Here is a 14002-nt window from a genome sequence, read left to right on the forward strand (position 1 = left end):
ACCCCTATCTGCGTATGCAGGTAGGGGTTTTGTCTTTATAGTAGAAGCATCAAGAATTCGTTGGTACGTCACTACAGACGGACTGACAAACAGAATTTCTTGACGACCATAGAGCGTTGGAACCACCTGATCCCATCCCGAACTCAGAAGTGAAACGATGCATCGCCGATGGTAGTGTGGGGTTTCCCCATGTGAGAGTAGGTCATCGTCAAGATCAAATTCCGAAACCCCTGTCTGCTAACGCAGACAGGGGTTTTGTCGTTTCAGGAGTACTGAAAAGCCCGTTGCGGAGTCTCTCCACGACGGGCTTTTTTACGCTCTACGCAAACAGTTTCAGCACATTGTTCATCGCATCATCGGCAAAGCCCTGCACGAATTCCTTGAAGCCTGGCAGCGCCTCGGCGCCACCCTGCGCCGGTTCGGCAATGATGGTCCAGGTGGCTCGGGACTTGCCCGCATCCAGTGGTTCAACGCTCATCGCTGCCCACAGATTGGCCACACCCAGGGTGTTGTAGAGAGTGGTCCAGGTCATGTGTCGCGCCTGGTCGTCCCGGGAGTTGAGTTGTTCGACCACCAGATTGCCGTCCCTGAAGAACTTTTTGCGCAGCGATGACACGCCTTCACCGGTCATTTCGATGTGCGACAGTGCCGGGATGAAGCGATCGAAGCCGGAAAAGTTACCGACTACGGCCCATACCTGCGCAGCATCGGCGGGCACGTCCACCGAGGACACCACGTGGCAGCCTTGAGGGTTTTTGATCAGGGTATCGGGTTGCAGAGTACTCATGGTCTTGCTCCATTGGGGTTGAGTCAGATGAAATTGATTTCTTTGAGGTAGTCGCAGCCGCGACGCAGCAACGCCGGGGACTTTTGCGGGTAGAGCGCACCCATGAGCCGAACACCGGCCAGGGCGTTGTCGTGACCGATCATCGAGATGTCGCCGATGTCCTCCTCGAAGCCGTTGAGGTAGAACCCCAGCACGCCGAACAACGCGTTGTCGCTGTCGACCCGACTCAGTTGCTGCTGCCAGTCGGCGACGCTGACCATCGCGAACTCACGCCCCGCCTCGCGGAAGGACGCCACGTAGTCGTCCCAGCTCAGGGGCTCGGGGTTGTGCAGGTTGAATACCGCCTGTTCCGGTTGATAGCGACTGGCGTGGAAGGCGATGAATCGGGCGAGAAAGTCCACCGGCATCAAGTCGAAGTTCAAGGCGAACTCCGGCACCTGGCCCAGCTGGATCGAGCCCTTGAGCATCAGCATCAGACGATTCTTGTGCGGCTGGCACACGCCTGTGAGGCTGTTGAAGCTGATATTGCCGGGGCGGTAGAGATTGACCCGGACTCCAAGCTCCCGCGCCCGTTCGAGAATGCGCTCACCGACCCATTTGGACAGGTTGTAGCCGTTCTTGATGTAGATGGGGGGCGTCGGTGCGGCCGGCAGCTCAAGCACTCGGCCGTCGGCGGAGATCGTGCTGGAGGCCGAGAGGGTCGAGACGAAATTGAAGATTTTTTTGCTGCGTCCTTCGCACAGGCGCAAACATTCGAAAATCGGCTCTACGTTGTCCTTAGCCAGCGACTCGTAATCGAGGACGTGATTGACGTTGGCCGCGTTGTGCACCAGGGCGCCGAACTCTCGATCCAGGCGCTGATAAACCTCTGCTGCCAATCCCAGGTCCGGCAGGGTGATGTCTGCCGCGTGAACCCGCACCCGGCTCATGTCCAGATGCTCCAGACGGTTCTCTCGCAGCGCCTGGGCAAAGCGCTCGTCCGCCGATTGCCCATTGCCGTCGCGGACCAGGCAGGCGACCTCGCTGGCCCCCCAGTCCAGCAATGCCTCGACGATGTGTACACCGACAAAACTGTTGGCGCCGGTGACGATCACCTTGTGCACGTCGCCCATGCGGCTGATGGGTAGCGGCTGAATATCCAGTTCGCGGAACGCATCGCGCAGCGCTTGCTCGCTCAGCACCTCTTCGCTGCCGGATCCGTTTACCAGTGTCGCCAGTTTTGCGAGGGTGGGCAGTTCGATGAAGCGGTTGATCGAGATGCTGCGCCCGAACTCTTCGCGCAGGCGCAGGAGCATGCGCGATAGCAGGATCGAGTGCCCGCCCAGATTGAAGAAGCTTTCGTCGGTGGGAATGTCGCTCGCCGGCAGCTCCAGCAACTCGGCCCAGATATCCAGCAGCAGGGCCTCATCGGCATTGACGGGCAGGCGTCGTTGAGGATTATCGGAGACGCTCACCGGCAGCTCCAGCAACGCCTTGCGGTCGACCTTGCCATTGCTGGCGTAAGGCATGCTAGCCAACTCGGTCCATGCAGCGGGTTGCATGTAGTCCGGCAGGTGTTGCGCCGCGTGGGCTTTCAGCGCCTGGCGAGCGGTGCCGGGGAGGTCTTCCCGGGGTTGGGCAAGGAACGCCAGAATCCGTCGCTGGCTATCGATGACCACGGCAACCTGGCGGTACAACCAGCTGTCGCGCAGGCAGCGCTCAATCTCTTCCGGCTCGACCCGGAAGCCGCGAATCTTCACCTGGTTATCACGCCGACCGCACAGCTCGATTCCTTCGGCCGTCCACTTCGCCATGTCCCCGGTGCGATAGACGCGCAGGGTCCGGCCATCCGGCAAGTTCAGCTCCAGATAACGCTCAGCGGTTTGCTGCGGGCTGTTCAGGTACCCCAGGCACACGCCCGGGCCGGCGATGTACAACTCACCGACGGTCTGTTCCGCCACCGGTTGAAAGTCATCATCGAGAATCAACACCTGGCTATTGGCGATCGGCGCACCCAGCGAGCGGTTGTTGTCGCCTGCCTGAAGCCGCCGCGCGGTGATCAGCACCGTGGCTTCGGTGGGCCCGTAGAGGTTGTAGAGCTTGCCCTGGCGGCTCAGTTGCTCGATGACCCACGGCTCGCAGACATCGCCGCCAGTCATCACACTGTCCAGGCACTGCAACTGCTCCAGCGGCAGGATGCTCAACAAGGCCGGCGGTAAAAAAGCGTGGCTCAATTGTCGATGACGAATCAGTTCCACCAGTTGCAGCGGATCGCGACGCTGGTCCTCGTGAGGCACGATCAGCTCGGCGCCTTGCAACAGGGTCGGGAAGATGTCGATCAGGGAGGAGTCGAAACTCAACGAAGAAAACTGCAGCACCCGGCTCTGGCTGGTCAGCTGCAAATAGTCGGCGTACCAATGGGTGAAGTGCGTGAGGTTGGCCTGGCTGAGCAACACACCCTTGGGATGGCCTGTAGTGCCCGAGGTGTAGAGCGCCATGCAAGGTGCATCGAGGTCGGGGCGCTGGTGCATCAAGGGTTGGGTGAGGTCTACGTCGCGGTGGTCAATACACCTGATGTCCAGCCCGGGCATGTGCCTCGCCAGGGGATGCTCGCCATCATGCAGCAACAACACCGCACCGGCATTCGCCAGAATGTACTGCTGGCGTTGCAACGGATGGCTCGGCTCCAGCGGCAGGTACACTGCGCCACTGCCCAGGATCGCCAGGATTGCGGCATACAGCGCGCTGCATTTGGGCAGGCAGATCCCGACGACTACCGGGCCTTGGTGCTGATCCAGCAGTGGTCGCAAGCGTTGCTGGATGGCGCGGCTGTGGGTGTGCAACTGGCGATAGTCGAGCGTTGTGCCGGCGATGCTCAAGGCAGGGCGGTCGGCGTTCTGGATGCACTGCTGTTCCAGCCTTTCAATCAGCGGCGTTTGCGCGAGTTGCTGCAGTCGTGGGTCGGTGGTGGCATTGAGGCGATGCACGAACGCGAGGCTGTCCAGGAACTGCAGGTTCTCGATTCGCTCGAAGCGGACAGGTGCGGTGGGTTCGGCGTGTTGAAAATAATCGGTATCCCGCGAATAGCGGCTGACCAGCAGCGCCACCTGGTCAATCAGCGCTGTTACGGCTCGCCTACGCAGCGCCTGACCGTTCCCCGATGGCTCATCGGCAATGGGTACGCGAGTCAGCAGCGTTGAACCATGCCAGCACAACAGGTCCAGCGAAGGCAGGCCTGACGCCTGCGGCAGGCCGAGACCCAATTGCAATGTCAGCCGTGGTGCCTGAGCCGTGAACTGAAGCGACGTGCCATCGTCGATCAGCAGATCCGCAGGCCCCGGCATTTCGTCGAGTGCGGATATCCGTGTCAGTGAGTGACCGTGTTGTTCGAGTTCCAGCGCCAGGCCGGTCATGGCCAGGCTGTGTCCGTTGAGCAAGATGTCGAGACGTCTCATGATGGGCTCCTCGTCAAACCAGGTAGTCGCTGAGGGCGGTTTGTACGCACGGCGATTCAAGCAGCGAACTGCTGTGGAAAAGCCGCACAATGTTGGCCATCAGCGGGTGATGGCGATTGATCGGGAAGGCCAGTGCCGACATTTCGTTCTTGAGTGCGAGGCGCGTCGCATCATCGGTCTGCAGTGCGTCGATCAAGCGCAAGTCGAAGGATTTCTGGATGTCGTTGGTCAGGTAATGGCCTATGAACACCGGCAGGATCTGCGCGATGCAATGGCGGTCGTCCGCACTTGCTGTATGCCAGTAGATGCGTACCAGCCGTGCCCAAAAACCGGAATGGCGCCCCTCGTCCAGCAAGTGATCGGCCATCAGGCCCTTGATCGATTGCTTGACCGTGTCGTCCTTGGCGAACGCGGCGACATCGCCGGTCACCGTGTTTTCGGCGATGGCCACGCAGATCAGTTCGACAGCGCTGCGCAGGTGTTCCGGTGCGAGCGCCACGGCCGCCGGTATCGCTCGGCTCAGTTCGATCTCATCCGGTAATTCAATGGGAGTGATGCCGGTCAACGCGATGGTCTGTTGCATGAAATCCATCGCCACCAGTGCGTGGTAATCCTCGTCCACCACGACAGTCATGGCGTCGTAGCGGCAGGCGAACGGGAACTCGACCGCGAAGCGATTCTTGGCGATGCTGCGGGCGGTCTTGTCGACGATCTCGGTTTCGAAAATCACCACATCGTTGATGAACTTGTAGAGCGTCTGCACAAGGGCGAAGTCGCGCAGTTGCGGACATTCGCGCAGAAAGGTTTCGCCCAGCACCAATGGTTGACGGCTCAAGGGGTAAATCAGTTTGTCGTCGTTCTCCAGCACGCGTCGCGGGCGCGTGCGGATGGTCGCGCGACTTTCCCAGGCGTCGGCGAAGGACTGGTAGTCGGCGGCGTTCATGCGCTCACCTCCCCGACCGACTCGTTGATGCTCAGGCGCAATCCGTCCCACAGGGCAATACGACTTTCCACGGCCGCGATGGCGCTGGCATATACGTCTTCCTGCCGTTGCGGGTCGCCATCGATCAGTCGCGCCAGGAGCGTTTCCGCTGCCGGGCCATGGTCCTCGGAATCGACTTCAATGTGCCGTTCGAGGTAGTAACGGAAGGTCGGCGCCTGCTCGGTGCCGATGCCCCAATCGTCGAGGATGCGCTGGAACATCTGCGGGATAACGCTCTCGCGACCGTGCAGAAACGCCGCCGCGACACTGTGACCCGGTGCATGCAGCGCGGTGTGCAGCGTATGGCGAACGAAATGCGCGGCCGCCGGATCGACGTTGATGCATTGCAAGGCCACGTCGTAGCTCACGCCTTCTTGTTGCAGGGCCACGAAGCGTTCGATGGCAACGGTGCAGGCACCGATTTCGCGCATTGCATCCAGGTACAACTCGAAGTGGCTGTAATGCCCCTGGGTCGGGCGATCATCCGACTCCTCACCCAGCACGATCTCGTTGATCAGCCGCGCAGCCTGGGGATCCTGCGGCGGCAGCCAGGGCAGTCGCACACAGGTCAGCTCCTGTTGCAGACGCTTGGTCAATGACATGAAGTCCCATACGGCAAACACGTGGGTTTCCATAAAGCGTCGCAGGACCGGCAGCGAATGTATTTCAGAGAAAATCGGGTGTTCGCCAAGTTCGGTTTTTATTTGAGCCAGACGTTCTTTAGTTGGTTTCATGAATGGACCTGTAAGTTATCCGAGGTGAGAAGTAATCGGGCGCTGAAGTTCGCGTCGAGCTTTTCCTGGCGAACGGGTACCTCAAATGAATTGATCTTTATCAGTGCTATGGATGCCGAGTATCTGAGGCGCTGCTGTCGACTTGACTAGCGGCGAAGAAAAATTAATACACATATAAAGTCGCAATCAAGTTGTTTTGGTATTATTTTAATATTCAACTTTTCGGAAGTTGATGAGTCCCGATAAAACTTTTTATATGGGTTTTATTGGTGCGTAGTTACTCCTTCCGCTCTATATAGATCAGAATTAAATAAAGAGTGAATGCCTCACTCGAAGTAACTATTTAGCGGGTGTCGTTGGGAGTGTCTGAGGGGGAAATGGGGCCTGAGTGTTGCCGACCCTTCCGTTCCCGTGATGAGGCTCCTTCCTTCGCTTCTGGGGATGGGGACTGGACCATTCGCACGGAGCGCCCCCCGTTTTTTGTGTGCTGGTTGCCCAGAGTGGGCGCAAATCGAGGCGCCCGCCAATACTGAGACATCATGCAGTCGTTGCGATGGTCAGGTTTGAAGGCGGCGAGGCGTTTGGGGCGCGATATGGCGCCGTGAGGGCGGTGTGGATTGGGCGCAGAGAGTTTGTAATCAAATTATTCTTGAAACACATATCGAGGATATGTGCGGCAGGCGAGGCGATCCCTTCGGTACGCCCCCCGGACTTGTCGCTATGGCTTAGTTCGACGTGTTCCTGGCCCGGACTTCAGGGCTGTTGAGGTAGCGCGTAATGACCTCGACTCCTCGGTTCAGGTGATGCTCGAGCAGCTTCACGGCGCGTTCGACGTCCCGGTCTTCGGCGGCCCGCAACAATGCCAGGTGGTCGTCCTGGGACAGTTTGCCCAGGCCCATGGCTTCCAGGTTGAAACGCAGGAACCGCTCTTCCTCGATCAGGCCGTCTTCGACCAGTCTCAACAGCCGGCGATTGGGTGCCCGGCTGTAAAGCACCATGTGGAACAGGCGGTTGAGCCGGCCGATTTCGGTGTAGTCGCTTTGCGTTTCGAGTTCGTCGATGTAACGGGCAGCCTGTTCGAGATCTTCGTCCTGGAGCAGCGGCACCGACAGACGCAGGGCTTCGGATTCCAGGAGGATGCGCAACGCGTAGGTCTCCACGGCGTCGCCCTGGACCAGCGGCGCGACCACGGCGCCCTTGTGGGCAATCACATTGAGCAACGATTGTGCTTCGAGCTGGCGCAAGGCTTCGCGAACGGGCATGCGGCTGACGCCGAACAGGTCGGCGAGGTCTTGCTGGCGCAGGGCCGCGCCACACGGAATACGCCCGTCGAGTATGGCTGCGCGCAGGGTTTCTTCGATCACCGAGCGTGCCAGATGTGCGGGAATGGGCCCGTTGACTTTGATGCTGCTGAGAGGGTTGGGCTTTTGTGTCACTAAACGCACCCTGAATGATGGGATTTCTTTGGATCCAAATGACACTAGTGACTGCCTGACGGCTTGTCAAACAAGCGAACGAGTGCCTTTCTTGCAGTTTAGCGCGCCGCCAATGATCTCACCGTGCCATTGTCTTTTTCCGGTCTAAGCTTCACCATTCGAGCGACTCCCTCCTGCCTATCCAGGATGCCTCACATTGGTGGCAAGTTTAACGATCCCCCGGATATTACGCTGGCTGTGTAGCGCATTGCTGCTGGCCGGCTTAATGCTGGGCAGCTTGAGTGCCGATTGGGATTTTTCCCTGATCAGCCGACGGGCGCAGGCATTGTACGGACCTTTGGGAGAAGGTCAGCAGCGCATTAATGATTGGCAATACTTGTTGGCCAGTCAGAAGCAGGTCGGCGAGCTGGAACAACTCAATGTGGTCAATCGCTTCTTCAACAAACAGCTGCAATATGTTGAAGACATCGATCTGTGGCATGAAGTCGACTATTGGGAAACCCCGATCGAAGCCCTCTGGAAAGGCGCCGGCGACTGTGAAGACTACGCTATTGCCAAGTACTTCAGCTTGCGTCATCTCGGTGTAGCCAGTGAAAAGCTGCGAATTACCTATGTAAAGGCACTGACCCAGAACCGCGCGCACATGGTGCTGACCTACTACTCGAGTCCGGAGGCCGAGCCGCTGGTGCTCGATAGCCTGATTGAAGCAATCAAGCCGGCCAGTCAGCGAAAGGATTTGCTGCCGGTCTACTCTTTCAATGCAGAAGGGTTGTGGCTGCCGGGTACCAAGGGCAACAAAAAGGTCGGCGATACCAAGCGTCTGTCGCGCTGGCAGGATGTGTTGAAGAAAATGCAGGCCGAAGGATTCCCGGTCGAGACGACTAACTAGGAGCACATGCTCAGATGTCTTTGTTCAAACAGCTGTTGATTGCTATCTGTCTGTTCCTGGTGGTCGCCTTCACCGGCAGTTTCATGGTCAGCCTGGAGAGCTCGCGCACGCAGTACGTCAATCAATTGCGCTCCCATGCCCAGGACGCGGCGACGGCGCTGGCGCTTTCCCTGACACCGAATATCGACGACCCGGCGATGGTCGAGCTGTTGGTCAGCTCGATTTTCGACAGCGGTTACTACGCGAGCATCCGCGTGGTCGATCTGAAGAACGACCAGACCCTGGTCGAGCGTACGGGCATTCCCGCGGTCAACAACGTTCCGGACTGGTTCGTCAAACTGATCGGCCTGGAGCCCGCCGGCGGTGATGCGATCGTCAGCCGCGGCTGGGAGCAGGCTGCGCGGGTCGAGGTGGTCAGCCACCCGATGTTCGCGTTGGCCAAGTTGTGGCAAAGCGCTTTGGGCAGCCTGAGCTGGTTGCTGCTATGTGGCGCGGTCAGTGCGGTACTCGGCGCGCTGTTGCTGCGTCAGCAATTGAGACCGCTGGATTACATGGTCAAGCAATCCCACGCCATCGCCCGGCGGGAATTCCTCAGCCTGCCGGAACTGCCGCGCACCCCCGAACTTCGCCGGGTCGTGCAGGCCATGAACCAGATGGTCGAGAAGCTCAAGGCGCTGTTTCAGGAGCAGGCGGAGCGTAGTGAAAAACTGCGGGTCGAGTCCTATCAGGACTCATTGACCGGGTTGGCCAACCGGCGTTATTTCGAGATGCAACTGAATGCGCGGGTGAGCAATCCGGAGCAGGCCAGTTCCGGTTACCTGCTGTTATTGCGGGTCAAGGATCTGGCCGGCCTCAATCAGCGTCTCGGCGGCCAGCGCACCGATGACGTACTCAAGGCCGTCGGTGAGCAACTGTCCCGCGAGTGCGCCAGATATCCGGAAACACAGAACCTGGTCACGCGTATCCGCGGTGGCGAATTTGCCGTGCTGGCGCCGGGGCTGGTGCGAGAAGAAGCGCTGCAACTGGCACAAAACCTCGACAGCGCCTTGGCCAGTCTGCACGCCACCGGCGCCACCGATGTGGCTGCCGTAGCGTCAATCGGTCTGGCACCTTTTGCTCACGGCGACTCGCCGCAAACCGTGCTCAGTCTCGGTGATCAGGCGCTGGCGCAGGCTGAAGGCCAGGGTGAGCAGAACTGGGCCTGTATCGAACACAACCTCTCGGCGAGTGTCGGCGACGATCACCACGCGTGGCATAACATGCTCGACCAGGCGCTGACAAAGCGGCGTTTCGAGCTGTATTTCCAGCCGGTAGTGGCTGCCCAGGACACACAGCTGGTACTGCATTACAAAGTGTTGTCGCGACTGCTCGACGAACACGGCCAGACCATCCCCGCCGGGCGCTTTCTGCCTTGGCTGGAGCGCTTCGGCTGGACGGCGCGCCTGGATCGGTTGATGCTCGAACGGGTGTTGGAGCAAATGAGCGAGCATGAAGAGTCGCTGGCGCTGAATCTGTCGTCGGCTACCTTGGGCGACCCGCAGGCGCAAAACAAAATCTTCGAGATACTGCGTGCGCACTCCAACTTCGGCCCGCGCCTGACCTTGGAGATTGGCGAAGAGCAACTGCCTGACCAGGTGGTGCTGGAACAGTTGACCCAGCGTCTGCGCGAACTCGGCTTCTCTCTGAGCCTGCAACGTTTTGGCGGGCGCTTCAGCATGATCGGTAACCTGGCGCGGCTGGGGTTGGCGTACCTGAAGATCGATGGCAGCTACATTCGCTCGATTGATCTAGAGAGTGACAAACGCCTGTTCATCGAGGCGATCCAGCGCGCGGCGCACAGCATCGATTTGCCGCTGATTGCCGAGCGGGTCGAGACTGAAGGCGAGTTGTCGGTGATTCGCGAGATGGGGCTATACGGCGTGCAGGGCCAGTTGTTCGGCGAGCCCAAGCCCTGGGGCTGATTTGATCGTTCCCACGCAGTGCGTGGGAATGATCGGAGGGGCACGTCAGATCAGTCCCGTCTCTTCATCATCGATCAATTGGCTCAAGCCACCCAAGGCTTCACGGGCCTGGTTTCGGTCCATGAGTTTAGCCTGGGCCGCCGTCGGGAGATCGGTGACGCGGATCACGCCTTTCTGGGTCAGCACCTGAATCAAGTCATCGAGTACCCGGATCATTTCCAGGTCACTTTGCTTGAGCTGTTTGAGGCTGTTCTCCACCGCTGCGTTGGCAAACCAGGTCTGGATTTCATGATTGTCGGCCGGCAGCGTTTCCGTGGCCTCGGCGTAGGCGGCGGGTTCCACGCGTACCAACAGGCCTTGCGCATCGCGTTGCACGTAAAACATTGAGCATCCCTCAGAATTGAACCAGCGTCGTGCTGTCAGCAGCATAGGTCAACTGCGCGCCAGTATGTGACGCAGCGACGAAATCGTCACCGGGCAGTGGACGCAAACGTGACAGCCGCCCCATAAGGAGCGGCCGTCTTCATGCATCAGCTGTTGTTGTGATCGATCTTGATGGTCGGGTCGCTACCGGCAATCAGGTTGTGCAGGTTGGCGCTTGACCAGTTATTGCCCTCCAGCTTGATCGTCACGTCCGGCGTGGCGGCTGCGGCGTTGCCCGAGTTGAACTGGCCGGCCGAGCTGACTTGCAGCGACGACACGCCATCGACCGTGGTGATCTTCAGGAAGTTGTCGATGGTACTGCCGGATTCACCCTGCAGCAGATCGCGCAGATCGATCCGGTCGCCTTCGCTGGCATTGAAGTCCTTGATCACGTCGCTGCCGGTATCGCCCGCTTTCCAGACGAAGGTGTCACCACCGGAACCACCGATCAGGATGTCGTTGCCCTGTCCGCCCATCAGCGTGTCGTTGCCGGTGCCGCCGAGCAGGATGTCATTGCCCTTGCCACCGTCGAGGTTGTCGCTACCGCCCGAGCCGAACAGGATGTCATTGCCAGCACCGCCCAGCAGGGTGTCATTGCCGTCATGGGCACCGGACACATCGAACGCGGTGTAATGCTCGGTGATGAACTGGTGCACGTTGCTGGTGGTGACTTTGCTGACGTCCACGCCGGTTTGCTGCGCCACGAAGGCTTGCATCGCCTGGTAACCCTCGCCAGCGATGCCGTTGAAGCTCACCAGGTCGCCGAACAGGAGGTCGTTGCCGTCGCCACCGCTGACAGTGTCGTTACCCGGCAGTGTCGCTTCGGTGTGGCCGATGATCGAATTGGCCAGGTCCTTCGGATCGATGTTGGTTTGTGGCGTTTTATCCGAATCGTACGGCTTCAGGTCGCTGAGGCTCACGCCGCTATTGAGGCCAATGGCCTCGACGTTCGACAGGTTGCTCAGCAGTGCGAAGCTGCTGGTGGAGTTGCTGATGGTGTCCCCGTCGGTGCTATTGCCGTCGCCGTCACGCCCCGAGAACTCGTAGGTGCCGTCGCCCTGGGCATGCAGATAGCCGAAGTCCTTGGAGGACCAGTTATTGCCATTGCCGTTGCCGTTCTTGCTCCAGACCGTCACGTAACCCGAGGCGGTAATGTCGATCTGGTGCGAGCTGTCGGGGTACAGGCTGACCGCTTTACCCAGTTGATAGTTGCTGGTGGTGATCAGGCTATCGAGGGTTTTGCCGCTATACAGGGTCGGGTTGCTCGACTCGCCGCTCTGGTAGTAAGTCGGCTTGCCGTCAGTAATGAAATACGTGAGGTTCTTCGCCCCGGTGTTCGCCACCGCATCGGCACTCTGGAACCAGTTGGCCGTGGTTTTGAACACGTCCTCGTAGTTGGTGCCGCCGCCGGACGACATCGAGTCCAGGATTGCCTTCAACTGGGTCAGCGCATTCGGGTCGTTGAGGTTGACCGATACCGACTTGTTGACCTGGGTGTCGAAGTCCACCAGGAAGATGTTCACCGTACCCGAGTTGCTGCCCATGCTTTGCTTGAGGGTGTTGAACACCGACGTCAGCGAGTCCTTGGCCGAGCTGATCGACGAGGAACTCATGCTGCCGGAGCTGTCGACCATGAACGCGATGTTGTAGTTGGTGCCTGGTACCACGGTCAGGCCACCGATGTCGGCGACGATGATGTCATTGCCGTCGGTGCCGGTGACGGTGTCATTACCTGCAGTGGCAGTGATCGGGTTATAGACCGCTGGATTGATCGTGATCGGTATCTGCGTCGTAATGCTGGCCGAATCACCCTGGCTTTCGGTCGAGACTGCCGTGACTGTCAGCGTGTTGGTACCGGTGGCGTACGGTGCCGGGGTGTAGCTCAACTTGCTCACATCCCACCCGCTGAGGTTGACGACGCCGTTACCGGTTGTGCCGATAAAGGTGTGCGTGCCATCGGTCAGGGTCGCACCCGCCGGGACGCCGCCGATCGAGGTAATGGTCTGGGTTTCAGAGCCATCAGTGTCCACTGACGTTACCTTCAAGCCCAACGCGATGCTGCTGTTCTCGGCCACTTGAGTAGCGGTGGCGGACACGATCGGTGTATCGGCGACTGCGGTCACACTGATGTCCAGCGTGGTGCTTGAACCGGTATTGGTGGTGTAGGTCACCGTCGGCACCTTGCCACTCCAATTGTCGGCAGGGGTAAAGCTGTAGTCACCGTTGGCCCCGAGCGTCAGCTTGCCCACGTTTGCGATGGTGGCAGTGCCCCCCGCGCTGTACTCGATGCCACCAACAGTGAACTTGGTCACGCTGAGGACGTTGTCCACATCGCGGTCATTGGTCAGAACGTTACCGGCGGCGATATTGTCCTCAGGGGTGGTTTTGAGGTCAGCAGCCAGCACACTCGGGTCATCGACTGGCGTGACGCCGATATTCAGGGTCGAGGTGACGTTGGGTCCCGAACCGTCGGTGACGGTGTAGGTGACGGTCGGCACCGTGCCGTTGTAGTTGGCGGCCGGAGTGAAGGTGTAGGCCCCGCTTGCCGCGATCACCAGAGTGCCGACGTTGGCGATGGTCGCCGTGCTGCCGGCCGTGTAAGTGGTCGAACCGATGGTGTAGTTGACCACGCTGACCGGGCCATCGACGCTGCTCGTGCCAGTGAGCACGCTGCCGGTGAGGGCAGTATCTTCCAGGGTCGAGACCGTTTCGCTGGCGTCGGTGAAGTTGTCGTTGACCGGCGTCACGCTGATGTTCAGGGTCGAAGTGGCGTCTGTGCCGGAACCGTCGGTGACGGTGTAGGTGACGGTCGGTACCGTGCCGTTGTAGTTGGCGGCCGGGGTGAAGGTGTAAGCACCATTGGCGCCGATGACCAGGGTGCCGACGTTGGCGATGGTCGCCGTGGTACCGGCCGTGTAAGTGGTTGCTCCGATGGTGAAGTTGACCACGCTCACCGGACCGTCGACGCTGGCGGTACCAGTAAAGACACTGCCGGTCAAGGCGGTGTCTGCCGCGGTGGTTACGCTTTCATTGACATCGGTGAAGTTATCGTTAACCGGCGTCACGCTGATGTTCAGGGTCGCAGTGGCGTCTGTGCCGGAACCGTCGGTGACGGTGTAGGTGACGGTCGGCACCGTGCCGTTGTAGTTGGTGGCCGGGGTGAAGGTGTAAGCGCCGGTGGCCCCGATCACCAGGGTGCCGATGTTGGCGATGGTCGCTGTCTGGCCGACATTGAACGTGCCAGTCACACCGGCGATGCTGAAGCTCACCACGCTGACCGGACCGTCAACGCTCGAGGTACCCGTCAACACACTGCCGGTCAAGGCGGTGTCTTCCGCGGTGGTTACGCTTTCATT

9 protein-coding genes and 1 rRNA gene are annotated in these 14002 nt (G+C 59.6%); 3 read left to right on the forward strand and 7 right to left on the reverse strand.

The annotated features are described in order from the left end of the window. Positions 1-98 precede the first annotated feature (98 nt). Positions 99-214: ribosomal RNA gene (rrf, locus tag ACLD1X_RS28495) — 5S ribosomal RNA — on the forward strand. A 105-nt stretch (positions 215-319) separates the two neighbouring features. Here rrf and ACLD1X_RS28500 read toward each other — a convergent pair. The 5 genes from ACLD1X_RS28500 to ACLD1X_RS28520 form a co-directional block, all read right to left on the reverse strand. After that, on the reverse strand, positions 320-787 hold the full coding sequence (locus ACLD1X_RS28500; RefSeq protein WP_429373546.1) for an SRPBCC family protein: 468 nt from the start codon (positions 785-787) through the stop codon (positions 320-322). Between the two features lie 23 nt (positions 788-810). Then, positions 811-4221 carry an amino acid adenylation domain-containing protein gene (locus ACLD1X_RS28505; RefSeq protein WP_429373548.1) on the reverse strand — a complete coding sequence of 1137 codons (3411 nt, stop codon included), beginning with the start codon at positions 4219-4221 and terminating at the stop codon, positions 811-813. A 13-nt stretch (positions 4222-4234) separates the two neighbouring features. Next, on the reverse strand, positions 4235-5164 hold the full coding sequence (locus ACLD1X_RS28510; protein ID WP_429373550.1) for a diiron oxygenase: 930 nt from the start codon (positions 5162-5164) through the stop codon (positions 4235-4237). Further along, positions 5161-5937 (reverse strand): DUF3050 domain-containing protein, encoded by a 777-nt coding sequence (locus ACLD1X_RS28515; protein WP_429373552.1) that lies wholly within the window; start codon positions 5935-5937, stop codon positions 5161-5163. Before ACLD1X_RS28515 ends, ACLD1X_RS28510 begins: the two co-directional genes overlap by 4 nt. A gap of 725 nt (positions 5938-6662) precedes the next feature. Then, a complete protein-coding gene (locus ACLD1X_RS28520) occupies positions 6663-7373 on the reverse strand; it encodes a GntR family transcriptional regulator (RefSeq protein WP_429373554.1) in 711 nt (236 codons plus the stop codon). Between the two features lie 265 nt (positions 7374-7638). Here ACLD1X_RS28520 and lapG point away from each other — a divergent pair, with 265 nt between their 5' ends. Continuing rightward, positions 7639-8262, forward strand: coding sequence for a cysteine protease LapG (lapG, locus tag ACLD1X_RS28525; RefSeq protein WP_429373561.1), 624 nt, complete (start codon positions 7639-7641; stop codon positions 8260-8262). A 14-nt stretch (positions 8263-8276) separates the two neighbouring features. Beyond that, positions 8277-10223: a cyclic di-GMP receptor LapD gene (gene lapD, locus ACLD1X_RS28530; RefSeq protein WP_429373556.1), complete on the forward strand. Its 1947-nt coding sequence runs from the start codon at positions 8277-8279 to the stop codon at positions 10221-10223. 45 nt (positions 10224-10268) lie between these two features. On the opposite strand, the gene ACLD1X_RS28535 is transcribed toward lapD, so the two are convergent. Both ACLD1X_RS28535 and ACLD1X_RS28540 read right to left on the reverse strand, forming a co-directional pair. Further along, entirely contained in the window at positions 10269-10607 is a 339-nt protein-coding gene (locus tag ACLD1X_RS28535; RefSeq protein WP_008022183.1) for a hypothetical protein, read from the reverse strand. Between the two features lie 146 nt (positions 10608-10753). Then, positions 10754-14002 (reverse strand): beta strand repeat-containing protein (locus ACLD1X_RS28540; protein WP_429373559.1); only part of this gene is annotated, 3249 nt, incomplete at its 5' end.

Origin of the sequence: Pseudomonas sp. 18173 (genome assembly GCF_050432945.1) — a bacterium.
In the GTDB taxonomy this organism is placed as follows: Bacteria; Pseudomonadota; Gammaproteobacteria; order Pseudomonadales; family Pseudomonadaceae; genus Aquipseudomonas.

What these genes read in the sequence shown, in the direction of transcription:
- ACLD1X_RS28535 (WP_008022183.1), bottom strand. Translation starts at nt 10,607, where the DNA reads ATGTTTTACGTGCAACGCGATGCGCAAGGCCTGTTGGTACGCGTGGAA.
- ACLD1X_RS28515 (WP_429373552.1), bottom strand. Translation starts at nt 5,937, where the DNA reads ATGAAACCAACTAAAGAACGTCTGGCTCAAATAAAAACCGAACTTGGC.
- ACLD1X_RS28505 (WP_429373548.1), bottom strand. Translation starts at nt 4,221, where the DNA reads ATGAGACGTCTCGACATCTTGCTCAACGGACACAGCCTGGCCATGACC.
- lapD (WP_429373556.1), top strand. Translation starts at nt 8,277, where the DNA reads ATGTCTTTGTTCAAACAGCTGTTGATTGCTATCTGTCTGTTCCTGGTG.
- ACLD1X_RS28510 (WP_429373550.1), bottom strand. Translation starts at nt 5,164, where the DNA reads ATGAACGCCGCCGACTACCAGTCCTTCGCCGACGCCTGGGAAAGTCGC.
- lapG (WP_429373561.1), top strand. Translation starts at nt 7,639, where the DNA reads ATGCTGGGCAGCTTGAGTGCCGATTGGGATTTTTCCCTGATCAGCCGA.
- ACLD1X_RS28500 (WP_429373546.1), bottom strand. Translation starts at nt 787, where the DNA reads ATGAGTACTCTGCAACCCGATACCCTGATCAAAAACCCTCAAGGCTGC.